Source organism: Lysinibacillus sp. Y5S-8, from assembly GCF_036894365.1.
Taxonomy (GTDB): Bacteria; Bacillota; Bacilli; order Bacillales_A; family Planococcaceae; genus Lysinibacillus; species Lysinibacillus fusiformis_D.
In genome coordinates this window covers 4,378,961-4,404,621 of record NZ_CP145889.1, presented here as the reverse complement: position 1 = coordinate 4,404,621, position 25,661 = coordinate 4,378,961, and the positions used below count along the sequence as shown (strand labels likewise).

Here is a 25,661-nt window from a genome sequence, read left to right as displayed (position 1 = left end):
TTCTAAAATAATTTAACCTGTACCTGTGAAATATTCATAGTTCTTTATTGATATTATAAAGACAATTTTTTATAACTGCTCAATTTTTATTTTAATAATATACAACCTCAAATTTGTAAAATGGTGGACAATTATAAAAAATGTCAGTGTTTTTTTGTATTGATTGTTGATTCTCCTCTTACTGGAGGTAATACACTTTGATTTGAATCAGCAAGATCAAAAAAACAAGGAGGTTTTTATTATGAGGTCTATTGAATTGTTTTATGTCATCTTTAATATTGTTTTACTAGGTTGGTTAGTTTTTGGTAGAAACAAGTCACAGCGAGGAATACTGATAGCTGGTGGTATGTCTATGCTATTTCTACTTGTCCATGGAATCATTGAAGGGATGCGGTGGCAAATGATACCGACTTATTTGATGACATTATTTTTTCTCGTTGTTGTTGTGATAAGGCACTTTTTTAACCCAAAAGTTCAAAAAGAACAACAATCAAGTATGCGCCGATTACGCGTTGTTCTGAATTCAACATTAGCTGTACTTTATTCTGCCATAACAGTTAGTCTGCCTATCGTTCTTCCGGTATTTACCTTTGAAAAGCCAGCGGGTCCGTACCAAATTGGAACAGTCACCTACGATTGGGAAGATACTAAGAGGGAAGAGACTCTTACACCAGAGCTTGGCGACAAACGCGAATTAATGGTACAGATCTGGTATCCTGCTGATACGAATGCTAAAGGTAATACGGCTCCTTATATTTCCGATTCTGCTGTTTTTGCAGAGGGGTATAGTAAAATTCTAAATTTACCGAAGTTTTTATTTGCAAATTTTGGTTATGTCAAAACACATGCTATTGAGAACGCTGAGATTTCTAATCAGGAAACAACCTATCCGGTACTCCTTTTCTCTCATGGCTTTAGTGGGCATAAAAATCAGAACACTTTTCAAATTGAGCAATTAGTCAGTCAAGGCTATATCGTGGTAGGTATAGATCACACCTACAGTAGCACGGCCTCAGTTTTTTCTGATGGTCGTATAGCAAATTACGTCCCACAAAAAACGGAATCAATTGCATATTTAGATAAAGCAAATGAAGGTTGGGTTGAAGATGCTAAATTTGTGCTGGATCAAGTAGAGCAGCTGGCCCAAAATGATTCTGAAAACCGTTTTACAGGTCGAATGGATATGGAGAATATAGGTATGTTTGGCCATTCCTTTGGTGGGGCAACGAGCACCCAAATGCTAATGACAGATTCAAGAATAAAAGCAGCTCTTAATATGGACGGCGTTCTATATGGAAAACTCCGAGTTCCTACGGAGGGGCTGAAGAAGCCATTTATGATGATGAGTGCTGATGACTCAATCAGAGAAGCGAAGGAAACGGATAGTAAGGAGTTCATCGAGTTTGTAAACGAAACTTTGCCACGGTATGAGTATGTAACTGTGGGTGGGAACTATTGGATGAAGATTAAAGATATGAAGCATATGGGCTTCTCTGATTTATACCTGTTTTCACCACTTTATGAACGGATGGAAGGGGTCGACATCCAAAAGGCTTATCATCTGATTAACGACTATTCATTGGATTTCTTTAATCATTATTTAAAGCAACAGCCATTTAAACTATTAGAGCAAAATATTGGGGATTATCCAGAATTTACGTTACAGAAGGGTTGACAGCTAAGGCGAATAGTTGAGGGTGTTTAGCCCCTCAATTATTCGCCTTCTGAATTTTCCATATGTTCAAGTCGCCATTCTATTCCTTGAAATAGTAATTGATTAGCTTTTGAGAGTTGGTAGTATTGTGGACTTAGAATGGCACATAATATTTCGCATCGTTCGAGTCGTTTGGTTTTGGTTCTTTGAATATATTTTACAAAGTAATGGAAGTAATCTTCTTTATTGTCCAATTGCTCTGAGTTCGTATACAGCCTAGCAGTATCATCGACAATGGCCTGTACAACCGGACTGCTGGCAGGCGATTTTTGTTTCAACGCCTTATTCAATCGATCATGGATGTTTTCGAGCTTTCTGACCAGTGTTGTAGCATTATATTTTGGTTGATGAACAATATTCATGTACAAAAATTCAGTGTTTTTCAGGTCTTTTATAAACTGCGGATCATTTATGAGCTCCTGCAACTCATGCCAAGCAACGGTTTGTTTGGCGGAGCCTTTCACCTGATTAATAATATATTTATCAAAATAATAAAAAAACGAATCTTTCCACTCTTTTGGAATGTCATTTAAGAATTGTATTTCTTGCACTTTTTTATCGATAAATTGTTTTTTATTTTCAGCTTTAATTGTTCGTGCATTTATTAAATCATGAATACACTGCAATGAATCCCCATTATGTTCCTTTGCTTGACGCAAAATTGATATCATATCCATAAGCGTATTAATCTGTGTTTCCATCGATTCAATCTGCCAATCAAGTGCTCTAGTGAATGATATCTCCTCAGATATCATTTTGCTTATTTCATCAATTCCAAAATCCAAATAACGCAGGTTTGTAATCATTTCAAGACGCCATATATCTTTCACCGTGTATAATCGATGTCCACCATCAGTATAACTTGTAGGTTTCAGCAACCCAATTTCATCATAGTAACGAACTGTTTTTATAGTAGAACCTATTATTTTAGCTGTTTCACCTATAGTATATTTTTCTTCCAAATGATTACACCTCCTGATTGGATCACTTTATAGTAATTTTAACATCATAGTTCATTTGATGTTAAAAAAAGTCATTATTTTATTTTACGATAAACTTGCCATAAATTGAGGAATTGGACTTGCATAGCTGTGAAGTTTTTATCAACAAAGTCATCATAACTAAATTGTTATAATTATAAAATGCGAAAATACCGTCAAAGCATTTTCGCATTTTAAATTTTCATATTCAAACATTCCAAGAGCAGCAACTTTCATTTAGAAAATTATGCTCCTGCCAATTATGATTGCAACTGAACTCCTTAACGACTATGATAAGGGCTATTTCACATTCTCAGTAAGGTAGACTAAGGGTGAAGAGCGCGAGCCATTGCATCTAAATAGTTCTGACTTGCACGCTGACTTACCTCGGCTTCAGGTACAAAGACTTCAAAGCAATGAAAGCTACCAGGGTAGAGATTCATTTCAACATCTACTCCTGCTTGGGCAAGACGTGTTACATAATCAAAGGCTTCATCTCGAAATAAATCAAGTTGACCTATACATGTATAGGTTGGTGGTAATCCTGCTAAATTATCTGCTCTTGAAGGAACCGCATACGGAGAAAGTTCGTTGGTGTCCTTTTCTTCTCCTAAGTACATACGCCAAGCGGTCAAATTATTTGATCTACTCCATGTTGCATGAGCATCGGTAATCTCATAGCTAGATGGTGTTTCATTTCGGTTATCAAGCATTGGATATAATGGCATTTGGAATATAATTGAGGGCCCTCCCTTATCGCGAGCCATTAATGCTAGAGCTGCTGTTAGCCCTCCGCCACCACTTGCACCAGCAATTGCCACTCGTTTAACATCAATGCCGAGTGATGGAGCCTCAGCTGTCATCCATACTAACCCTGCATAACAATCTTCAATCGCGGCTGGATAAGGATGCTCAGGAGCAAGTCGATAATCAACAGAAACGACAACGCAGTTAGCCGTCTGAACAAAACGTTCACATAGAAGATCATCCATATCGGGGTGTCCCATAACGAAACCACCACCATGAATCCAAAGCATAGCTGGAAGTTTATCACGGTTTCGTTCAATTGGTTCATAAATTTTAACTAGCATTTCACCTCCATCTCCTCTAGGAATCATGCAATTCGTCGTGTGCACAAGTTTTGACTTTTCTAATGGTGGCTGGACTAAGAGGCTGCGACTCCACGCTAAATCTTCCTGCAGACGAAAGCCCGGAAACTGTGAGTAAGCCTGTCTTAATTCTGGTAGTACTCGATTATTAATCGTCATATAAATTCCCCCTTAAAATATAATGAAATCCTAAAGAAATGGATGTCCTTCTAATGCCATTTCCGCCTCCCATTTAGCAACTTCCTCACGGACACGAGGAGCTACCTTTGTTCCGAGCAATTCTATCGCTTGCATAACTTGATCATGTGGCATAGAACTTAACGGCACGTATAGCATGAAACGTGTAATCCCTACGTGTTTACGAAGATGAATGATTTTTTCAGCAACTATATCTGGATCACCGACATATAACGCCCCGTCAAAGCTTCGTGCAGCATCATAGCTAGAACGATCATAATAAGGCCACCCTCGTTCTTTGCCCAATTTATTCATACCAGCCTTTGTTGATGGGAAAAATGTATCTGCTGCCCATTTAGTATTCGGACCAACAAAACCGATGGAATGAGATCCCACTTGAAGTTTTGATAAATCATGACCTGCATGAGCGGCAGCCTTTTTATATAGCTGTACAATTGATGCAAAGTGCATTGGGTTGCCCCCGATAATCGCTAACATAAGAGGTAAACCTAAGAGCCCTGCACGAATGGCAGATTGCTGGTTTCCTCCACTAGCCACCCATATTGGTAGAGTACTTTGGACAGGTCTTGGATATACACCTAAATTATTAATTGCTGTGCGATGTCTGCCTTCCCAAATTACTTTCTCAGACTGACGGATTTTGAGTAGTAAATCCAAATGTTCTTCAAACAGTTCATCATAATCATTTAAATTGTAGCCAAACAAGGGAAAGGATTCTACAAAGGAACCACGACCGGCCATAATCTCTGCGCGCCCATTCGATAGTCCATCCAATGTAGAAAAATCCTGAAAGACACGTACGGGATCGGCAGAAGAAAGAACTGTCACGGCACTTGTTAATCGAATTTTTTTCGTTTGTGGAGCGGCAGCTGATAACACCATTGCTGGGGAGGAGGCAGCATAATCTTCTCGATGGTGCTCGCCAACGCCAAACACATCCAATCCTACTTGATCTGCAAGAATGATTTCCTCCACGACTTCACGTAAACGCTGTGCATGACTAATTACCTCGCCACTATGAACATCTGGTTTTGTTTCTACGAAAGAAGTAATTCCTATTTCCATTTGTTATCTCTCCTAAGTTAAATCAATATTTTGTGAATCGTCTAGTCATTACCCAAAAAAGAAGGGCAATTGTACTGATAGAAGCTCCAAGTAAGCAAACCCCTTCCCAGCCAAAGTGTGCATATGTCTGTGTAGAAGCGATTGAACCGCCAGCGCTGCCGATGGAGTAGAACACCATGTAACCAGCGGTAAGTCGACTTCGCGCTTCTGCACGCAATGGAAGAATCATCGTCTGATTAGTGACATGAATTGCCTGTACGGCCAAATCCAGCAAGATAATACCAACAACTAATGCCAATAACGACTGTTCTAGATAATTAATAAACAACCATGAAATGAGTAGTAGCACTAAAGCAATCCCTGTTGTTTTTTGTCCATAACCCCGGTCAGCAAATTTCCCTGCCTGTGCGGCAGCTAATGCACCAGCCACTCCAACAAGACCAAAAGTACCGATGACACTGTGTGACAGAGTTAACGGTGGCGCACTAAGTGGCAGAACAAGTGGCGTCCACAAAATACTGAAATCAGCAAAAATTAGCATGGCTAGAACCGAGCGGATACGTAAAGTTCTTTCTTGAATGAACAACATAAATACGGATCTAATTAGCTGAAGGTAGGATAGCGCTTTTACTTCACGCTCCACTTTAGGTAACACTTTGAGAAACATACAAACCATTAAAAGCATAAGAGTGGCAGAGACTAGATAAACGGATCGCCAGCCTGCAAGATCAGTTAAGAGACCAGCGAAGGTCCGAGCGAGCAGTATGCCAATGACGATACCGCTCGTAACAATACCAACAACACGACCTCGTTCTGTAGGGGAAGCCATAGTAGCTGCAAATGCCACAAGCGTCTGCGTCACAACTGCAAGTAGACCCACCAAAGCCATACCTGTAAAAAGTACTGCGCTATAGGAGGCAGTGCCTACTATAACCAAAGCTGTTATGGACAATAGCATCTGTCCAATAATCAATCGGCGCTGATTGAGTAAATCCCCTAGTGGTACTAAGAGTAGTAAACCTAATCCATAAAAGATTTGTGTGATGGTAATAACAACACCAATAATCGAGTGATCAATAGCAAACTCATTTGACAATTGATCAAGCAGCGGCTGTGCAAAATAAATATTGGCTACAGACATTCCACAGGCTGTTGCGAATAATAATGTTACAGCTCGAGACATGGAAGACTGTTGATTGATAGTAGACGCATCTTTTTCTTGCTTCAGGTCATTGTCCACACTATATCCTCCGTTCATAATTGAATTGTCATTATAACATACCGTTCGGTACAATATAATTATTGGTAAATATATCTTAGTTTTATTTGCTATGTCAATGTGTTTTTTGAAATTAATTTTTATTAATAAAATGAAAATTGACAATATAAATAGCTGATTATACAATGATTACATACTGTTTGGTATTTAAAATCGTAGTGATCAGCTTATTAATCCTTAAACAAAGGAGATGGATGTTTTATGGCAAGAACCCGTGAATTTGATGAAGAAAAAGTATTAGAGGCTGCCATGCAGTTATTTTGGGAGAAGGGATATGAAGCTACTTCTTTAAGTGATCTCACTGCTAGAATGGGCATTCAACGTCCTAGTATTTATTCAACCTTTGGTGACAAAAAGGAGCTATTCGAAGCAGCACTTCGTAGATATACGACGTCTCGGGCAGCCGAAATACGGGCTAAGCTTCAACGTCAAACCTCTGTGAAACAGGCGTTTTCTCTTTTTTTTGAAGAAGTAATTGCTGCTGAATATACAAAGGATCTTAGTAACGGCTGTTTTTGCATTAATACAATGGTTGAACTAGCCCCACATGACGAGAGATTCGAAATATTGACGAGAGAGCATCAACTTTATCTAGCCGTCATTTTTCAGGAGACAATAGAGCGAGGAATCCAAACAGGCGAGTTAGATGCTGGCACGGATGCAAAGTCTTTAGCACAGGCACTAATTGTGGCACTAATTGGATTAACAGTCATGCTGAAATCACAGCCACAACAATCATTTGTTAGTAATGCAATCGCAACGACGCTCACATTACTTAAATAATATTTTACGATCTATGTAAAAGTAGATGAAACTGTACCCCTTTAGAAGTGTTAAAGGGGTACTAGAAACATACATAATTACAGCACATCTTGATTATATATAACATAGGATGATTTATAATTCCTTACAAGCCCATGCATCTATTTCAACCTTTAAGGCAGGAGTAGCAAGTGCAACTACATATATCAATGTTGTGCATGGAAGATGTCCCCCGAAAAAGTTATGGATGATTTCCTTTCGTTGACTTGCATCCATTTCTCCTACCAAATAGAAAACGAGCTTCGTCAGATCTTGAACCTTCATATTGGCACTCTCTAGATTTTTTTTAATATTTTCTAGTGCTACATTCAATTGTGCTGCTGCATCTTCAGGGATAGTCCCATTTACCATCATGCCGATTTGACCTGATAAGGTTAACCATCTATGGGGGCCAGTGACTTCAATTTGATGTACATAAGGAGCAACAGGTGGATGAATGTGCTCAGGATTTCTCGCAATTTTCATAGAATCAGTCCTTGTCTATTTTTAATTTGTTTCTGGAATCAAAATAGCATAATATCCCATCTGATAAAAGTTCTATGCAAATACCATTATAAAAGAACTTTCAAATTGGATATGCTGGTTTTATAGGGTTATAATAGATTCATAGAATTTAGGCTTATACGCTGATAAAGCTTTCAAAAAGGATAAAAGTATTGACTTTTTAATTTGACAGGACATACAATTCACTTCACCCACGCCTAAGGTTTTATACAGACACTTCTAAAGAAACATGAATTTCGTCTTATTTTGAAGGTAGATGGCTATACTCATTAAATGAGAGGGAAATTTTTACATAAGAATGATGCGTATTGTTGTAAATCAATTTTATACTGCTTATGTTTAGTTGATAGTGTAGCCCTAGGTAGCAGAGGCAGCGAGGCCGTTTTGTAGAAGGAGTGAATAGATGAGTAATTTCTTTCGGAGTAATGGATTTAAACGTATTATTCTTCTAGTTGGGATTGCAGTTGCATTATATTTAATGCGTAGTATGATCAATTTAATTTTGCTGACGTTTATTATTACCTATTTAATGAATCAGCTTACTACGAAGACAACGAAAAGCATAAGAAAATATACACCGATGAATGAAAAGGCTGTTACAGTAACATTGTACCTTTTACTTGTCGCAGGTATTGTTGCGGTAATTTACAAGTATTTGCCGATTGTGACCCAGCAAATTACCCAGCTTTTTGATCTTATTGCCAGCTTTAATCTCGATCCAGATGACAATGAGATTGCCAGATATTTAGCGCCAACTTTTGAGAAAATCGAACTTGGAAAATATTTAGAGCAGGGTGTGGATTTAACTCTTAAAAATATTACGAATATTGGTAAAATCATTATGCAAATTTTGATTTCCTTAATATTGAGCTTGTTCATCTTGTTGGAAAAGAAACGCATTATTGAGTTTACAGCTAAGTTTAAGGATAGTAAAGTTGGGCCGCTTTACGATGAACTTCATTATTTTTCAAGAATTTTCATCCGCTCATTTGGTAAAGTAATTGAGGCTCAATTTATTATTGCCGCTGTCAACTGTGTGTTATCAGTGATTGCCCTTTCTATTATGGGCTTTCCACATCTGATTGCTCTTGGGATTATGCTCTTTATTTTAGGTTTAGTGCCAGTCGCAGGAGTTATTATTTCACTAATTCCACTAAGTATTATCGCATATAGTATTGGTGGCTTAATGTACATTGTCTATATTTTAGTCATTGTCATGGTATTACATGCCATTGAAGCTTATTTCTTAAATCCAAAGCTGATGTCCGCAAAGACGGATTTACCGATTTTCTATACGTTTATGGTCATTCTCTTCTCAGAGCATTTCCTTGGTGTATGGGGATTAATCATTGGTATTCCGCTGTTTATGTTCCTGCTCGATATTCTAGGTGTAACCTCCTCGGAAGAGCCTGTAAAGAAATCAGTACCAATACCCAATGAAAAGTAAATGGAATAGTTTTGACAAAGGAATCATCTACGTACAAGATGGTTCCTTATTTCATGTGAAAGAGGAGTCTATCATGATAAAAGGTCAAAGAGTCTATTTAAGAGCCATTCGTGAGGATGATATCGATCGTATTGCAAGGTGCTTTCAAATGAAGAAATCATGTATATGACAGGAACGCGTAACATATTTACAAAAGAACAAATTAAAGAGGCGATTCAACGTTTTAAAGAAGATACCTCGCGCTATGATTTTGCTATTTGTTCAATTGACAACGATCAAGTAATTGGCGATTATGGAGATCGACTTAACTAATAAAAAAGCAATGTTTCGTATAGCCTTACATAGTATCGAGGAGTGCGGTAGAGGATATGGCTCTGAAGCCGTACAACTTACTCAAAAATTTATATTTGAGGAGCTAAACCTGAACCGCTTAGAATTACAAGTGTATTTCCATAATAGTAGAGCCATTAAATCTTATGAGAAGGTCGGTTTCAAATACAGAAGTTATTTTAAAACAGGCTTTGTTTATGAACAATACATTTTCGGATGGGATTATTATGAGTATGTTGCGTGATGAATATTTGAATAAAAAGTAAGAAAGGGGCCGTGATGAGGCCCCTTTCTATTTAAGCATTTTTTAGAGAGGAAATGGTTCTTGGATTTTTTTTAATATACAAGTAAATGAGCAATGCTGTAATGCCCTCTGCTACCGGGAAGGTCCACCAAATGGCCTGAGAGCCAAGTAGTTTGGGTAGTACGATGAGGGTAGGGATAAATAAAATAATACTACGTAGTAACATAATGGTTGTGGCAATACGAATTTTTTCAATGGATTGAAAAAATTCTGCGAACACCATATTGATTCCTAAAAATACATAGCCAATGGCAAAGTGAACAAAGCCTTGTGCTGCCAAACTACGAATTTCAAAGGAGCTATCTCCAAATAATGCCATTAATTGAGAAGGGAAAAGCATTGCGATAAGTGCCGTCGTTAACCCTAAAATAAATGCAGTAGCTAGCCCTATTTTTAATAATGATGTTAATCGTTCTAGTAATCTCGCCCCATGGTGATAGCTCACTAATGGTTGTAGGGCCATACCGATGCCAAGGAAAATCGTTAACAACACAGTATGGATATAGTTGACCATTGCATAGGCTGTTACGCCATTTGCCCCTAAGTAGTGCAAGAAGGTAACATTATACAAAATAACGATAACTGCTACGGAAGCTTCAACGATAAAGCTAGGTAGCCCAATAGCAAATATTTTTCTGAGATCTGATAGATTAAAAAATGAAGAGACAAACTTTAACTCAGATTGTGGACGGAAAAAATGAAGACAAAGTACAGACGTACCTATAATAGTGGCGATTGCTGTTGCTAAGGCACAGCCAGTAACACCATAATCTAGTACGAAGATAAAGATATAATTTAAGAGTATATTCAATACTGATGTTGTAATTAAGCCCAGCATAGCAAGCTTTGGGTTACCATCATTTCGAATAAAAATACTTAGTAGATTTTCTATTGTGTAAAACACGCCAAACAGTAAAATAACATGTAGGTATTCCTGTACATAGGGATACGTATCATCGCTTGCCCCAAATATATAAGAAATATCTTTTAAATTGAACGCAAGGAATCCAATAATCGTTAGCACGACTAGTAACATCATTATAAACGCTAATGTAAAGAGCTGATGAGCTCGTTGCCTATTGCCCTCTCCAAGAGAAATTGAGAAAAGCGTAGCTCCTCCCATACCAATCCATAGAGAAATAGAAAGCAAAATAGAGAAAATGGGAACGGTTATATTAACCCCAGCTAACGCTGTAGGACCCACGCCATGACTAACGAAAATACCATCTACCAAAATATTGACGGACATCAAAAGCATACCGATCATTGCGGGGAATAAGTATGAAAGAAATAATGGTTTCAGTGGTCTTGTTTCAATAGGATTAATGGTTGTCATGTCCTTGCACCTCCAACACCATTACTTTTTCCCCTTTGTCGTCTAGTTCACCATTAAATATAAAACCAAATTGTTTATACAGTTGAATAGCTACTGCGTTATTGTCATAAACACTTAAATATATTTGTGAACAGTTGAACTTTACTGTTAAGTAACGAATAAGTTGCTGTAAAAAATGTTTGCCTAAACCTTGCCCTTGGTATTGTTCATCAATTAGATAGCGATCGAGCCAAACGCGTTGACTGTAATCTTCATGAGGGAATAATCCATACATAGCGAAGCCTATAACGGTGTTATCTTTATACAGACCTAAAGGAGTAAAGCGCCGATCCATTTCTGCCTCTGCTAAGCATTGGTCTGTCGTTTCAATAAAATGTTGCTGATTGTCTGCGATGCGTAAAGCTAAAATTTCTTTCTTGTTGAAAGCTGTAATGTCACGAATCTCCGTGAACATAATGTCAAAACCTTTCTATTTTTATTGTGAATAGGTACAATTTAAAGTATATAGTTACTATATAGTCAAGGGAGGAAGCTCAAAAAATGCTTAATAAAAATGTAAAATATTTTACAACTGGAGAATTTGCTAAAATTTGTAAGGTTAATAAGCAAACACTCATTTATTACGATCAAATTGGATTATTATCTCCCATCATGAAGGATAGTAAAGATTATCGGTATTATTCACTGGCTCAATATGATTTTTTTAGTGTTATTGAGTTATTAAAAGCAGTTGGAATGTCCTTGAAGGATATTCAGCAGTATATGGCAGAGAAATCACCAGAGAATTTTTTAGAATTGATGCATCAACAAAAAGAAATTGTTGCGAAGAAACGTCGAGAGCTCGAAATGATTGAAAATATTATTGATGTCAAAATCAAAACGACTGAGGAAGCTCTACATCTACATTTTGATGACATCACGATTGAGTACTTTCCTGAAGATACATTATACCTAAGTAAAAATATCGAAGATTCTACTGAAGAGCAGTTTGTGAAGGCTGTATCGGATTTTATCGAGGAATTAGATCGCTCTCAATTAGATACAGGTTACCCAATCGGAGGGATTACGAGGAGAGAGCAAGTATTAGCAGGCAATTACGATAATTACAGCTATTTATATATTGAGCAGCCTAATCCAAGAGAAGGTCATCCTTACTTTAAAGCAATAGAGGGGGAATTCGTTATTGGTTATCATGTTGGGCCCTCTGCGAAGCTTAGAGAGACCTATACACGTTTATTTAATGTCATGCATGAAAAAGGCTATGAGCTTGGTCAATACGTTTATGAGGAATACGTTTATGATGCTGTTATAAAAAATCGAGAAGAAGAGTATGTGACAAAAATTATGATGGAGGTAAAGAAAGTCAAATAATTCACTGTTACTTACTAAAAAAGACCGTATAGAGTTAAGTAATTTAGCATATTTGAAGGCTTATATATCAGTAAAATAATAGCATTTTTTATTGTGTTGGAAACGTACCTAATCAGTAAATGATTTTCTGACGATAAAAATAAGACGAAAGAAATCATTTTAGCCTATGTGGAGGTGCGCTGCAATGTGGATTGAGCGTTGGCAACATTTAATAAAGCGATTGAAGTGGCAAGGAGCTTATGTACATCCGATTGAAATACGAGCAGTCGCTACTGAGCATGATTTACAGCAGGTGGAGGCACGACTTGGTGTACAAATCCCTAATGAGTTCCGTCATCTCTTACAAAATTGCTCGCAGCAAGTAACTATTTATTGGTCTCTCCCTGACGAAGCTATCTTGCCTACAGAATTGCTAGATACGCCTTCTGGAGATTTTGGCTGGAGCTTAAATGATTTGGATTTCCCCTATTTTGGAGGGGATGATGAATTGCATGAACAGCAATACTTACAATTTTTTACGGCAGGTAACGGAGATGCCATTCTCCTCAAGCTTGAGGATGAATCGATTTGGTATTGGAGTCATGAAGAAGATGAATTTAATTTGCTTGCCTTAAGCTTTCCTGCGTATGTCGACACTGCGACCACTCTAGGCTGTATTGGTGTAGACTGCGGACAGCATCGACAATTTTGTAGTGGGGAGGGATTGGATGTTAATCTGACTAGGTCACAAATATGGTTAACGTGGCTGGAACAATATTTAAGCTCTAATTTACAGCAGGCTAAATCAAGCTTAGAATCTTTACTTCATTATGTTTCCATGCATGGCGTAAGAGAAACAAGTATTCAAGAGGCTTTTTGGCAATTTGATAGGGTAAGGATATATGAGGCACTTCAACAAAGAGTTGAACAAGCACAGACTCCAGCACAACAAAAAGCTTGGGGTGAAGTTCTAGTAACGGTGTGTGCTGACGAGGCTGAAAGATGGGTAAAGGAACTTTGGCAAGGGAATGCTGAACTTCCAGCCTGGCTATGTGATTATTTAACGGCACATTGTTTACCAGTAGACGAAGGGCTGGCCCTTATCCTACAGGATATTGAAAAAGATAACATTGATGCCTATACGGCATTACATCGATTACGCCATTTCCAGCACCCAAACATTATTACATGGATGAAGCCCTACGTTGCATTTCCAATCGATGGCTGGGACTCGCTTTTAGCAGTATCACAGCCAAGTGCAGAGACACTATTTGAATGGTTAGATGGCAGTGAAGTAGAGAGACTGACAGCTATCCGAGCTGTTTGCTATATGATGCAGCAGGGAATCACACCAACAACAATGATAAATGAGGAAGAATGGCGCTCTTTGCTAGCTTATTGGATGGAACATGAGGTATTACGAAAAAATAAACAATTATTTAGCCAAGTACTGAATGGTTTGGAAAATTGGATACTGAAATGCTATATGTTACAAAGGAGAGAGTAGTTTGAATTATTTTACGATATTTGCTTCCAAAAATGATCTAGATGATATGCATGCTAAAATAGCCGACGTATTTGCCAAAGGCTTTGCTATTGAAAAACAAGATAGCGGATATTTATTGAAATCTAAAGGGCTTTTTAAAAAATATAGATGCTCGATGAACATTTTAACTGAAGATATGAACCTTGATTATTTTGCAAAAAATATCCCTGGGATGATGGGCTATTACGATACTATTCCTTTTAAAGATGAACAGCTAAAAGAACGAGTAATGATTCAAATAGCTGTGCTCAATACAGTCATTGCAATCGAGATGGATAGAGCTATGACAGACGAGCATATGCAGCTATTTACAAGACTACTAACAAGGATAGGCGGTATTGGTTTTCTACCAGACGGTACTTTGCTGGATCAAAACGGTAGCGTGATTGTTTATCCTAACGGGGAATCGGGTCCATCTGACTTTAGACCCCATGCTTGTACAAGAAAAATAAATACGCATGAGGTAGCATCAGCACAGGGAAAAGTGCGAAAAAATAAAACGATCGCTTTTTTAACAGAACGAGAGATTCCTTACGCTGCTTCTCTTCCTCAGCTATCACCATTAGAAAATCTCCATTTTAAAAGTCAAGAGGATATCGCAAGAAGAGCAGTTGCCCTATTGATTGTTATTCAATTCGCCTGTGACGTAGCACAAAATGGTGATATTGAAGGGTCTAGGGAATTCTTTACCGATATGCTACATAAATATAAAGTACAACCATTCTTAACGGAGCAAGAAAGGCTCTTTCTGGGAGCGCAGCATCCTAGTACGCAAGAGGCTGTCAATATTTCATGGCAATATGAAGCTTATTGGACACTCATTTGGGCATTAGGTATGGTGGAAGAGTTAGATTTTCCGGAAGATGTTTGTGATTGTGAATATGCGATTCAAGCTGTTTCAAGCTGTGAAACGTTTGAACAGTTTTACCAACAAACAATTATGCGCAGTAAGGAAGAAATTTTAGACGAGGCTGATAAAATTTATAGATTGCATTGGGCTTGTGTAGATAGTCGAATTAATGGACAGACAGCTCCTTTAGCGTTAAATGAAAGTGTTGTGATGGAAAGGCGCAGAGGCTTATTTTGGATGATTGGGTATCAAGACGAAGAATGGGATACGATATCCATGGATACATAAAGTAATCGCAAACTAGGGAATCTAGTTTGCGATTGTTTTATAAGAGAGGTTATTTTACATAATTCGGTTTACTTACTTTATCGATCAAGAGAATACCATCGTATTGATCGCGTGGAACAAAGCTTTCCTGCATGACGCCCCAGCTATAGCCTATGCGAGGCTCAAACATCCATGAGTTGCCTCGTTCATTTTGACGATTGCGCATATCGATGAATGTATATGGTTTATTTTTTGTAGACAGAATATCCTCAATAGATCCCTTGATAGGTGGTAAAACAGCCATCGGTTCACCCATATTATTTGCTGTCTCGCCACTTCCCATGTATAGACCTAGTACGTAGCTATATTTCTTGTAGATGTCTGGTAAACGTTCGCCCATTAATTTGACTGGATAAGGGGAACCCATTACATCCGATTGTGCTTTACGAATATGGTCATTATGTGCCCACACGATAAACTTTTCTGTTGGATAAACCTTTTCAGCTAACCAAAGTAAGTTTTCACCCATTGCCTGATCTCGCCATTCCATTGTTTGTAAAAATGACTCTATATTATTTTGTTCAAGGTCAATATTGGCCTGAATAGTTAGTTCAACATATTCATTTGCTAAACGAATACGATCTGCTAAAGTACGCTCCATCAGTTTCACAATGTGGGGTTCATTTGGATATGCTGCATGCAACTCTTTTTCTTTTAACTGTACTTGTGCCTTTACTTGTTTATACACATTTATAATTGTTGCCTTTTCTTTTTGATAGCCCTTTAAATCTTTTCCTGAGCTCCATTCAGCGAGTTGTTTCTCTGCTTCACTGAATTGTTGAGCTAATTGAGGATTGTGCAGCCAATCTCCATTCGTAAATGCCCCTTGCTGTTGAATATCAAAGCCCGTGAGAACAAGGGGTTGCTTTGTTGTATAAGTTGTTTTGGCGTATTCAAACAGAGGAAGGGTTTCATTTGTCCACCATACACCGAAAATACCATCCTTCATTGTTTGTAGTGCCGCTTGTTTGTCAATTTTTCCTTGGGCGTTCATCACATTCCCCATACCACTTTCAAAAGCGAGAACATTATAGCCCATTTCTTGATGTAAAAATTGTATTAAACGTGTTTTAGCTAGATTAAATTGTGCAACACCATGAGAGCTCTCTCCTAAAAAGACAATGCGCTTATCATGTAATAATGGCTTTAGCATCTCTAAATCCTCAAATTCACTAGATGGAATTTTTTGTCCATTAAATGTTTCAGGTTGAATGGAGGATAGGCTATAGGCATGATCGTTCACCCATTTTTTCCAATCTAATAACGTTTCATTAGAAGACCTAACCTGTTTGACTGTTGAATTAAGTTCAATATTGAGCTGTTCTTCATTTGCAGTGACCGCCGCAGAGACACTAGTTACTCCGTTTAGTGCCATTAAACTTGTCAGTGCAATACTTAATAAAACCTTACGTTTCCTATCTTTTTTCATTAATAATCAGCCCTTCTCCTTATATTGATACTTATTATAAGGAGCGAAGTTTAAAGCTTAGGAAGAGTTTGTTTAAATTTTGTTTAAATTTGACTATATTGGCAAAAAACATCCCTGTTTGTAAAGTAGAGATGTTTATCATTATTTATAGTGATAGGTGCTTGCTCTAACATGGTTACGTTGAATTTGATTGAACCATGCACGATCTTTTTCTTCTTGCTTTAATGTACCAACAATGGAGGAGGAGCAGCTCACACAAATTTTAGCTTGTGTAATTTGTCCACAACGTTCACAAGGTGCTCCTAAATTAGGGAAAATGGATTTTTTTAACTTTCCTGCTTTTACCCATTTATAGAGGAGCTCGGGTGACACTCCTGTTAAAGCGACTATCTCATCGTTTGTTAAGTAGCGATTATTTTTTCTTAATAAAAAATGATGTAACTCTGAAAATATATCCTCTTCTCTCACATCAATTCTTTTATGGAATAGCAACATAACTAGTCCTCTCCTCGTCAAATCAATTAATGATTTCATTAACTGTTATAGGTTGTTCGTCATATTTATAATTTTCCCAACGATTACGCGCAAGCTTTCGATATTTTGGTGATACATTTCGATCGGCAATTAAGCGTGAGAATCCTTTTTTAGCTTCTACAATATCACCGAGTCGAAGGCTTAATTCAGCATGTAAAAACTGGATTCTTTCTCCACCCTCCTGATTGGATGCAAAGGATTTACTATAAAAGTCTCTAGCTGCAAAAAGGTAACGCTTTTCGGATTCCTCATCGGTTTTTAAACGATAAAGCCAAGCAATTTTCAAGGCGAAATTCGCCATTAAAAGGGATTCCTCCATGGAAGCACGTGATACCAAATAAGCAAGCTTAAAACTGACAATGGCATCATCGATTGTACGTTCCTGACAAATATCCATCGGCTTCTGGAGCTCTTTAATGTAAATTTCATCAATGAGCTGCATGAAAGGTCCATATGTCCGTGTCATAGACTTATGGTAGGCATAGCCGCAATGGGGACAAACAGCAACCTCATACAGCAAAGGATTTAAGCCATCATAAACAGGCATGAAATCTGTTTGCTCCTCGATGATTTTATATCGATTAGGGCGTACTTTATAAGTTGTAAAATGCTTTTTGCAAAATTTACAATCTACACTACTTTCATAGTAGTAAATGTTAAATGCCATAAGAATCAACTCCTTTGCAGGCTCTAAAATTTTGTTTCTTTTGCTCTATTTATACGTAAATGCTTATCGTTCAATGTGTTTAAGTGGATATCTTTTATTTTAACAATTCTGTGTTCTTTGGTATACTCCTTTAGAATTATTAAAATAAAAATATTCATCTATTTTATAGTTAATTGTCATTAAATCTATGCTTGTAATAGTATTTATCGGTGCTGTTAATGTAAGTTATAGAGTTTGCTGAAAGTTTGTCAAAATACTTTCATACTTTTCATTGAGTATAAGGAATGAATTAAATGTTTGTGATTCTAAAGTACTGTTTTATAAAGGGGCTTAAGATGAATTATAATATCATATTTTTTGATGTGGATGGAACACTGATTAATTACGAGGATGGCTGTGTGGAAGAAAGCACAAAGCAGGCCATTCAACTTTTGCAGGAGAGAGGAATTCACCTTGAGCAGCTACAGGAAGACCTTTATCGATGTGTCAGGAGATACAAGCGCTGGGAATTGAAACCTTTATAACAGCAAATGGGGCATATGTGAAACACAAGGATTTAATCATACATAAAACACCTATTGCTAAAGATATTGTTCAAAATGTACAAGCTTTTGCTCGTGAACAGCAGCATAGCCTCACATTTTTTACAGAGCAACTATCGATGAATGGCATCCAGCATCCAGCTGCTTTCAATGCGATGCAGGCAACTCTATCTTTACGAGATTTTCCGGTTGTGAATGAAAAAATTGTGGATGAAGAAGTTTTTCTCATGTGTCTATATGCAGATGAGGAGGCTGAAAAAAGATATGCTAGCCAATTTCCGCATATATTTTGGCAGCGATGGCATCCTTATATTGTGAATGTATTACAGCAGGATGTTGCCAAATCTATAGCTGTTAAAGCGGTACTAGACCATTTTAACATTGGTCCTGAGAATGCTATTGCTTTTGGAGATGGGAATAATGATATTGATATGTTAGAGCATGTAGGACTAGGTATTGCTATGGGAAATGGTAGCGCAGCTCTAAAAGCGGTTGCGAATTTTGTTACAAAGAGTTCCACTGAAGGTGGTATTGACTTTGCTTTACGGCAGTTTCAAATGATATAAAGCTGCTGAAGGTCTTAAAGTCGATGCTTCAGGTTCTCTTAGATATATTGAAGGAACTTGTTAATCAATGAGTTTTAATAAATTTTGGGTGGGATGTTATATGGCACATCATGTGCAATCTCTAATTGAACATTACGGGTATTTGGGTATTATCGTGATCCTAATTGGAGGCGTTGTTGGGTTGCCACTTCCTGATGAAGTCTTTCTAACATATGTTGGCTACAGTGTTTATATAGAAAGCCTTGAACACATTCCCGCTTTAGTAAGTGCAATGATTGGTGCAGTTGGCGGTATTACCTTAAGCTACTATATCGGCTATCGTTTTGGCTTACCATTATTGCAGAAATATGGACCCAAAATTCATATTACGGAGCAAAAAATTGATTTTACAAAACAACTGTTTACTAAAATTGGGCCAACTTTATTATTAATAGGCTATTTTATACCTGGTGTACGGCATCTGACAGCCTATATTGCGGCAATTAATAATTATCCATATAGAAAGTTTGCTTTTTTTGCCTATACAGGGGCATTTATCTGGACTTTCACATTTATAACGTTAGGGAGGATGCTTGGGGAGAAGTGGCGGTTTGTTGGTTATTATTTATCCCATTATAGTATTTATCTCATCCTATTGTTTGGCCTCGTAATGCTCATCGTTTACTATCTATTCAAAAAAAGAAATATACGAAAATAAAGGTCTGTATGATTCAACACATGAATCGTACAGACCTTTGTGTTATGGCAAAATAGCAAATGAGCGTACAGGGAATCCAGATGCCTTTTCAGGCTTAGGGACGATATTGAAGATAATTGCCCCCTTCGCAGGTAGCTTGTCCAAGTTAGTCATCAACTCAATTTGATAGATGTTTTGTTCAAGCACGAAGTATTCGCCATCTAGCTTACCATTTTTGTGAAAATCAGCGGCTGAATCAGTATCAAATGTTTCATGGCCAAGTGCACTTATTTGACGTTCCTTCAATAAAAATTGTAAAGCCTCTAAGCCCCAGCCTGGTATATGGTTATGTCCATCCATATCTTGGTTACTAAATGCCTCTTTATCTGGCCAGCGCTTACTCCAATCCGTACGTAGCGCTACAAAGGTACCTGCTTCAATTACTCCATGTTGTGCTTCAAAATCAAAAATATCTTGCACACTTAGCGAGAAGTCATGATTGCTAGCAGCTTCTCGTGATTTATCAATGACGACAAGAGGAAGAACTAGTTCTTTTAGTTCTAATTCTTCTAGATAGCGGGAGTCTCGCACAAAATGAATGGGTGGGTCGATATGTGTGCCATATTGTCCTGGGAACGTGAATTGTTGTGCGAAGAACCCGTCATCATGAGAGAATAATGTTTCAAATTTAGCATCTTCAAACATAAAAAAATGTGGGGAATTAGGGCCGAATGTATGTGTTAAATCAACCCATTGTTTTGATTTTAATAATTGTAATGCTTGTAAAAGTTGGTTTGACATTGATTTCACTGCTTTCTGTTAAAATTAGTAGAAAATAAAAAAGAGTCCCCTTAGAAGAGGACTCCAAAATAAGCAACGGTAGTTCTTCTTCTCATCTTTAAGGCTTAAAATTTTGCCAATTGGAATTAGCACCATACTGTTGAGCTGGTTGCTGAGACTTCATCGGGCCAATCCCTCCGTCTCTCTCGATAAGAAAAGTGATATAAGAATTTTCAGAAATAATAATAAAAACACTTTAGCATAGAATTTTATAGTTTACAAGTTCGATAGAGATATAAGGGTAAATTTTTTTACCAACTTAAATTTATGGTTATGCCACAACAACCATTATCCATAAGACGTATTCTGAAATTGTCTGGTGTATAATTTGCATCAAATTTCATCGTAATGCCTGTTGATGTGATTAATTTATCAACCTCTGTTTTATTTGAAAGCTGTGCAGCATTCATTAGATCATGTGCAAATTGTTGGGAGCTATCAATTTTATCCGTAAGCAATTGAGCCTGTTGCATTATCGCCTTTATCCGTGTAGCTGAAATTTTTAATTTATGTGTGTCGACAGGTGGAAAGGGGTTAGTGTTCGGCATTGCTAAATGTTGAGGAATAGGTCTAACGGCAAGCTGCTGGGCAAGTGGCGACGTTGGGTAATGATAAGGATGAACAAAGTACGGATAAGGATTGTAATACAATGTAATTCCTCCTATCCTATAGCTGATATCTTATCTTATGTAGCTAGACGTCTTTAGGTGTTATTTTGCAGTGCAATGTCTGTCCTAATCATTTAAAAAGGAAGCCAAAGTGAGCTTCCTCTTTTAGCCGAGAACATGTAAGACATCATCAATTTTTTTACTATGAGACAGTATACCGTAATTCATCCATGTTAAAAAATCCACTTCATATACACAGTTGGTTTTGACTGCAGCTAGATTTTTCCACATAGAAGTTTTTAAAATCGTACGCTCCTCGTTCTCGTAAATGGAATGTTGTTTATCAAAAGTAATAAATAAATGATCCGCATCTAATTGCAGCAATTGATCAAATGTCAGTGGTGCTTTACGTTGATTGTGCGGAATACTCCAGACAAGTGGATGTGGCATTAAACCTAGGTCACGATATAAAATTGGCCCCGTATAGCCACATTCAGGACCCGCATATAGAGTAATGCCAATAGCTGAAATGCGGAGAAATGCCACACTTTGCCCATAAACGGATTTACTAAGAATTCCTTTTGCTTGCCGTACCTTATCCTCATATTGTAGGATCACATCTTGCATCAAGGAGGTTTTTCCCGTTAAATCAGCAATCTTAAACAAAGTAGACTGCCAGTTCTCTCCAGGATGTGAGATATGACAGATGGGAGCTACTTCATTTAAATGATGACAGGATTCCCATCGCTCTATACCTGCATCTAGCATAATTAATGTTGGTTTATAGTGAAGGAGTCGATCCATTTCTCCATTTTGTACATCGATATCAGGCACTTCTTGTAGACCTAAATAGTCTTGTTTTCCCCATTTTGGATGACTGAATTGAGCAATTGGTGTAATCCCAAGGGCGACAAAGAAATCTTCTAAGAATGGTGCAAATACACGTAGATTGCTGCTTTGGTTTCTTCGGTATTGTCCTGGAGAGATGCCGACATGTTCTTTAAAACGACGATTGAAATAATACTCATTATTAAATCCGATAGACTGACTAATTTCAAATACCCGATCATTTGTTGTCATTAATAATTGCTTGGCTTTTTCAATGCGAATATTATTTAAATAGTGAAGAGGGATTTGCCCTGTAATCTCTTTGAACATACGGGTATAATTCCATCTTGGAACATCAGCTAGCTCTGCCAACTGCTCGACAGTCCACTCTTTTTCAAAATGTTTATGCAAATAGTTAATGGATTGCTCAACTGATTGACGATCATTTTTTTGCACCAGCTTGGGTATTGTTTGATGTAAGAGCAATAACATCAGCTCTTGAAAGTGTACATGCTGCTCAAAGATGGTGTGCTCATCCTCCGCTAGACGGTTCTGATAAATGGCTTCTAACAGTCTACGACATTGCGAAAAGGGGAGGAGACGTTGCTCTTTGACACGCTTAAAAGGGCTAGTAGTCTGTTTATTGCTAAGATGGACAATGTTGAACTGTAATTGATAAAAACAAAGGTGCTCGTTTTGAATGTGTATACTAACCGTGTTATTAGGAGGAATCGATATGCACTTTTCTTCACTAAGATGAATGGTGTTATGATCTATTTCTAGCTTTCCGCTGCCACTCATTACGATGAAAAGTGTATAGAAATCACTATTAAACTGTTGCTTGTTCGTTGATTGAATCACATAAGAAATAGTTTGTAACGTATAGACATGTGTTAAGTTACCCATTGATGATTCCCCCTTTTATAATTGAATTTGGAGAACAACACAAAGAAAGCTCTCTGAAGAGCTTTCTTTTGAAAATTATTTCACGAACCATTTCTCAAGATCATCATATTTCAGCAGGTTAGCTGTGATAGCTCCAGACTGCCAATATGTTCGATCTGCAATATAGACATGCCCATTTTTAACAGCAGGTACTGTTTTCCATAGTGTACTATCTAACCATTTAATCGCTTCTTGATTTTCTTCCGAATCCCAAGTGCCATTTGAAGGGAAAAGGATGATATGATCCGCATCTAGCTCTGGAATAGCCTCTTCTGATAAGACCTCTTGGAACTCTGTCATATCACGTGCTAACGGATGCGGTGTTAAGCCAGTTTCTGTGTAGATATAACCAGTATAGCGATTTTTGATACCGAATAATGCTAATGTTTGATCTGCTGTATTTAGACGTACAACAGCAACTGTTTCGTCTCCAATTGATTCATCTAATTTTGCTTTTAAATCGGATACACGTTGCTCATATTTATCAACGATTTCCTTTGCTTTATCAGGAATATTTAAAACATCCGCTATTGTTTTTACAATTTCACGTGGGTCTTGTAGAATATCTTCTTTTATGCGGTAAGTAGGTGCAATCTTTGAGTATTCTTCATATTTTGCCTTATCAGCAGCGCCATCCACAATGATTAAATCAGGCTTAGCTTGTAGTAATGTTTCCATACTACCAGTAATGTCGAACTCAGGAACATCTAATCCTAAATAGTCCTGTTTACCCCAGGATGGGTGATACCATTGCACAACAGGTTTTACATCCAAGGCAGTTAAATAATCTTCCATATAGATAGCAGCTACACGCTGTGGGTTTGTAGGGATTTCTACCTTTCCAAACTCATCTTCTACAATTCTTGTATCTTTAGTTGATTGATCTTCTTTCGCTGTATCCTCTTTTACTTCATTTGAGCCACAGGCACCTAACACGAACATTAGTGCAAGTAAAAGGACAAATGAAAAATATCGACCTCTACGCATTGCTATTCACTCCTATTAATTTACTAAAACAGTAAGAATGTCACCTTAACCTAGAATGATAATCATTCTCGTTTGATTCTAGTAAATTATAGGACACAACATATCAACAAACAATACACATTCTCTACTTCTTTTTTATACAAAATGAAATTTGACTTCCTATTGTTTTTTATTATCGAAAATGTACCAGACTAATGTAACAATTGCTGCAAGCATAACCATTAAAAATCCATACAAGGGAGTATGCGCTAATGATTGATGGCGAATAATGAAGCCCCCAATATAGGACCCTAAAAATATACCAATGTTGAAGGCAGAAATATTTAATGCTGAGGCCATAGAAATAGCTGAAGGTACATATTTTTCAGACAGTAGAACAGCATATAGCTGCAATCCTGGGACATTCATAAACATAAATAAGCCCATTACTAATACCATGATTAATCCGATAATAGGTGATTCGAGCATGAAGCCAATGCCGAGCAACGCCAAGGCAAGTCCTACAAAAATAATAAAGATAGAACGTAGCGGATTATGATTAGCAAAATGACCACCTAATGTATTACCGATCGCAACGCAAATACCATAGACCACTAAAATAATGACTACTGCATGAGGAGAATACCCCATATATTGCTCTAAAATAGGTGAAATATATGTGTAGACAACAAAGGCACCACCGTATCCAATTGCGGTAATGAACAATATTAAAATCATGCGAATATTGCCTAATACTTTGCCAATATCACGAATAGAAATAGGATTGCCTTTCGACAATTGGTTAGGTACTAAGATCGCATTACTAATTAAACCGATAATCCCAATGACGACGATAAAGATGAACGACATCCGCCAGTCTGTTACTTGACCAATAAATGTACCAAGTGGAACACCTGTTACAGTAGCCAAAGTTAAGCCTGTAAACATAAAGGCAATAGCACTGGCACGTTTATTTGGTTCCACTACATCAGCCGCTATAACGGAAGCGATGGACATAAACACACCATGTGCTAATGCTGAAATAATACGTCCGATTAATAATAAAGAGAAATTAGGTGCTAAAGCGACTGCTAAGTTACCTACTATAAAGATGGTCATGACAAGCAATAATACGGTTTTTCGACTAAGGCGTGATGTTAAGGCTGTTAATAATGGAGCTCCAACAGTTACCCCTAGTGCATATATAGAAACGGTTAAGCCAGCTGTGCTTAGAGAGATACCAAAGTCATCTGTAATTAATGGTAGAAGTCCAACGCTGATAAATTCAGTGGAACCTATACCGAATGCACTGATTGCAAGAGCTAGTAAGGTTAATTTAGCACTTGGCTCTTTTGATTTTGACATACTATTAAAATCTCCTTTGATTTTTTTTAGTGTGTGTAGTACTATTCATACATACCTAAAAGATATGTACGGTACTTTTAGTTACTTTTGAATATTACAGGGGGTCACAATGCAAAAAGTTTATAATATTGGTGTTGAAGCTACGCTTGAAGTTATCGGTGGTAAATGGAAACCAGTCATTCTTTGTCATTTAAACCACCATGGTAAAATTCGAACAAATGAGTTTCGCCGATTAATTCCGGGTATTTCTCAAAAAATGCTTACAAGTCAGTTAAGAGAGTTAGAGCAGGCTGGATTAATTCATCGAAAGGTCTTCAATCAAGTACCACCAAAAGTCGAATATTCATTAACGACCTATGGACAAGGGATGGAACCTATTCTGAACATGCTTTGCACTTGGGGCGAAAAGCATGTTGAATTATTACAGGATAAAGGTGAAGATGTACTGTTAAAACAACGTGATGAAGATATCGCAATGCAGCAAACATCGTAATGAGGGGAGAAAGAGACTGTCACATGCAAGACAGTCTCTTT

General features: G+C 37.4%; 23 protein-coding genes, 2 pseudogenes and 1 riboswitch. Of the genes and pseudogenes, 10 read left to right on the top strand and 15 right to left on the bottom strand.

From position 1 onward, the window contains the following. Nucleotides 1-241 precede the first annotated feature (241 nt). Entirely contained in the window at nucleotides 242-1,675 is a 1,434-nt protein-coding gene (locus tag V6670_RS21555; RefSeq protein WP_338652101.1) for an acetylhydrolase, read from the top strand. A 38-nt stretch (nucleotides 1,676-1,713) separates the two neighbouring features. On the opposite strand, the gene V6670_RS21550 is transcribed toward V6670_RS21555, so the two are convergent. From V6670_RS21550 to V6670_RS21535, 4 genes are all read right to left on the bottom strand, one after another. Then, complete coding sequence (locus V6670_RS21550) at nucleotides 1,714-2,676, bottom strand: MerR family transcriptional regulator (protein ID WP_338652100.1); 963 nt, start codon at nucleotides 2,674-2,676, stop codon at nucleotides 1,714-1,716. 344 nt (nucleotides 2,677-3,020) lie between these two features. Further along, entirely contained in the window at nucleotides 3,021-3,962 is a 942-nt protein-coding gene (locus tag V6670_RS21545; RefSeq protein ID WP_338652099.1) for an alpha/beta hydrolase, read from the bottom strand. Nucleotides 3,963-3,992: 30 nt separating this feature from the next. After that, nucleotides 3,993-5,066, bottom strand: a complete 1,074-nt coding sequence (locus V6670_RS21540) for an LLM class flavin-dependent oxidoreductase (protein ID WP_338652098.1) — start codon at nucleotides 5,064-5,066, stop codon at nucleotides 3,993-3,995. 22 nt (nucleotides 5,067-5,088) lie between these two features. Further along, the gene (locus V6670_RS21535; RefSeq protein WP_338652097.1) at nucleotides 5,089-6,324 is read right to left on the bottom strand and encodes an MFS transporter; all 1,236 of its coding nucleotides are present in this window, start codon (nucleotides 6,322-6,324) and stop codon (nucleotides 5,089-5,091) included. A gap of 222 nt (nucleotides 6,325-6,546) precedes the next feature. Between V6670_RS21535 and V6670_RS21530 the strand changes: the two genes are divergently transcribed. Next, nucleotides 6,547-7,128 (top strand): TetR/AcrR family transcriptional regulator, encoded by a 582-nt coding sequence (locus V6670_RS21530; RefSeq protein WP_338652096.1) that lies wholly within the window; start codon nucleotides 6,547-6,549, stop codon nucleotides 7,126-7,128. A gap of 114 nt (nucleotides 7,129-7,242) precedes the next feature. Here V6670_RS21530 and V6670_RS21525 read toward each other — a convergent pair whose 3' ends face one another. Further along, on the bottom strand, nucleotides 7,243-7,632 hold the full coding sequence (locus tag V6670_RS21525; protein WP_338652095.1) for a RidA family protein: 390 nt from the start codon (nucleotides 7,630-7,632) through the stop codon (nucleotides 7,243-7,245). A gap of 442 nt (nucleotides 7,633-8,074) precedes the next feature. Between V6670_RS21525 and V6670_RS21520 the strand changes: the two genes are divergently transcribed. Next, nucleotides 8,075-9,118 carry an AI-2E family transporter gene (locus V6670_RS21520; protein ID WP_058845249.1) on the top strand — a complete coding sequence of 348 codons (1,044 nt, stop codon included), beginning with the start codon at nucleotides 8,075-8,077 and terminating at the stop codon, nucleotides 9,116-9,118. A gap of 73 nt (nucleotides 9,119-9,191) precedes the next feature. Continuing rightward, a pseudogene (locus V6670_RS21515) lies at nucleotides 9,192-9,714 on the top strand (GNAT family protein). Nucleotides 9,715-9,744: 30 nt separating this feature from the next. Here the strand turns inward: V6670_RS21515 and V6670_RS21510 are convergent. Next, nucleotides 9,745-11,088 carry an MATE family efflux transporter gene (locus V6670_RS21510; protein ID WP_338652094.1) on the bottom strand — a complete coding sequence of 448 codons (1,344 nt, stop codon included), beginning with the start codon at nucleotides 11,086-11,088 and terminating at the stop codon, nucleotides 9,745-9,747. After that, the gene (locus tag V6670_RS21505; protein ID WP_338652093.1) at nucleotides 11,075-11,542 is read right to left on the bottom strand and encodes a GNAT family N-acetyltransferase; all 468 of its coding nucleotides are present in this window, start codon (nucleotides 11,540-11,542) and stop codon (nucleotides 11,075-11,077) included. Before V6670_RS21505 ends, V6670_RS21510 begins: the two co-directional genes overlap by 14 nt. Nucleotides 11,543-11,628: 86 nt before the next feature. On the opposite strand from V6670_RS21505, the gene V6670_RS21500 reads away from it, so the two are divergent. The 3 genes from V6670_RS21500 (at nucleotide 11,629) to V6670_RS21490 (ending at nucleotide 15,122) form a co-directional block, all read left to right on the top strand. Next, complete coding sequence (locus V6670_RS21500) at nucleotides 11,629-12,459, top strand: MerR family transcriptional regulator (protein WP_338652092.1); 831 nt, start codon at nucleotides 11,629-11,631, stop codon at nucleotides 12,457-12,459. Nucleotides 12,460-12,643: 184 nt separating this feature from the next. Beyond that, nucleotides 12,644-13,945: an SMI1/KNR4 family protein gene (locus tag V6670_RS21495; protein WP_338652091.1), complete on the top strand. Its 1,302-nt coding sequence runs from the start codon at nucleotides 12,644-12,646 to the stop codon at nucleotides 13,943-13,945. A 1-nt stretch (nucleotide 13,946) separates the two neighbouring features. Beyond that, nucleotides 13,947-15,122, top strand: a complete 1,176-nt coding sequence (locus V6670_RS21490; RefSeq protein ID WP_338652090.1) for a DUF4272 domain-containing protein — start codon at nucleotides 13,947-13,949, stop codon at nucleotides 15,120-15,122. 49 nt (nucleotides 15,123-15,171) lie between these two features. On the opposite strand, the gene V6670_RS21485 is transcribed toward V6670_RS21490, so the two are convergent. The 3 genes from V6670_RS21485 to V6670_RS21475 all read right to left on the bottom strand — a co-directional run bounded on the left by V6670_RS21485 (nucleotide 15,172) and on the right by V6670_RS21475 (nucleotide 17,791). Further along, nucleotides 15,172-16,590, bottom strand: a complete 1,419-nt coding sequence (locus V6670_RS21485; RefSeq protein WP_338652089.1) for an erythromycin esterase family protein — start codon at nucleotides 16,588-16,590, stop codon at nucleotides 15,172-15,174. Nucleotides 16,591-16,731: 141 nt separating this feature from the next. Next, nucleotides 16,732-17,124, bottom strand: a complete 393-nt coding sequence (locus V6670_RS21480) for a hypothetical protein (protein WP_338652088.1) — start codon at nucleotides 17,122-17,124, stop codon at nucleotides 16,732-16,734. After that, complete coding sequence (locus V6670_RS21475) at nucleotides 17,108-17,791, bottom strand: DUF2225 domain-containing protein (RefSeq protein ID WP_036128736.1); 684 nt, start codon at nucleotides 17,789-17,791, stop codon at nucleotides 17,108-17,110. Before V6670_RS21475 ends, V6670_RS21480 begins: the two co-directional genes overlap by 17 nt. 335 nt (nucleotides 17,792-18,126) lie before the next feature. Here V6670_RS21475 and V6670_RS21470 point away from each other — a divergent pair. Beyond that, nucleotides 18,127-18,899 (top strand): annotated as a pseudogene (locus tag V6670_RS21470) (Cof-type HAD-IIB family hydrolase). A gap of 100 nt (nucleotides 18,900-18,999) precedes the next feature. Further along, nucleotides 19,000-19,596 carry a DedA family protein gene (locus V6670_RS21465; RefSeq protein WP_338652087.1) on the top strand — a complete coding sequence of 199 codons (597 nt, stop codon included), beginning with the start codon at nucleotides 19,000-19,002 and terminating at the stop codon, nucleotides 19,594-19,596. A 42-nt stretch (nucleotides 19,597-19,638) separates the two neighbouring features. Here the strand turns inward: V6670_RS21465 and V6670_RS21460 are convergent, their stop codons facing one another. From V6670_RS21460 to V6670_RS21440, 5 genes are all read right to left on the bottom strand, one after another. Continuing rightward, entirely contained in the window at nucleotides 19,639-20,376 is a 738-nt protein-coding gene (locus tag V6670_RS21460) for a cyclase family protein (protein WP_036128730.1), read from the bottom strand. A gap of 88 nt (nucleotides 20,377-20,464) precedes the next feature. Further along, nucleotides 20,465-20,571: riboswitch (SAM riboswitch) on the bottom strand. Between the two features lie 95 nt (nucleotides 20,572-20,666). Further along, nucleotides 20,667-21,065 (bottom strand): hypothetical protein, encoded by a 399-nt coding sequence (locus V6670_RS21455; RefSeq protein WP_338652086.1) that lies wholly within the window; start codon nucleotides 21,063-21,065, stop codon nucleotides 20,667-20,669. 123 nt (nucleotides 21,066-21,188) lie between these two features. Then, nucleotides 21,189-22,757: a helix-turn-helix domain-containing protein gene (locus tag V6670_RS21450; protein WP_338652085.1), complete on the bottom strand. Its 1,569-nt coding sequence runs from the start codon at nucleotides 22,755-22,757 to the stop codon at nucleotides 21,189-21,191. 75 nt (nucleotides 22,758-22,832) lie between these two features. Beyond that, the gene (locus V6670_RS21445) at nucleotides 22,833-23,783 is read right to left on the bottom strand and encodes an ABC transporter substrate-binding protein (protein WP_338652084.1); all 951 of its coding nucleotides are present in this window, start codon (nucleotides 23,781-23,783) and stop codon (nucleotides 22,833-22,835) included. Between the two features lie 159 nt (nucleotides 23,784-23,942). Further along, nucleotides 23,943-25,127 carry an MFS transporter gene (locus V6670_RS21440; protein ID WP_338652083.1) on the bottom strand — a complete coding sequence of 395 codons (1,185 nt, stop codon included), beginning with the start codon at nucleotides 25,125-25,127 and terminating at the stop codon, nucleotides 23,943-23,945. Between the two features lie 109 nt (nucleotides 25,128-25,236). Here V6670_RS21440 and V6670_RS21435 point away from each other — a divergent pair, with 109 nt between their 5' ends. Further along, entirely contained in the window at nucleotides 25,237-25,620 is a 384-nt protein-coding gene (locus V6670_RS21435; RefSeq protein WP_036128717.1) for a helix-turn-helix domain-containing protein, read from the top strand. Nucleotides 25,621-25,661: the final 41 nt, after the last annotated feature.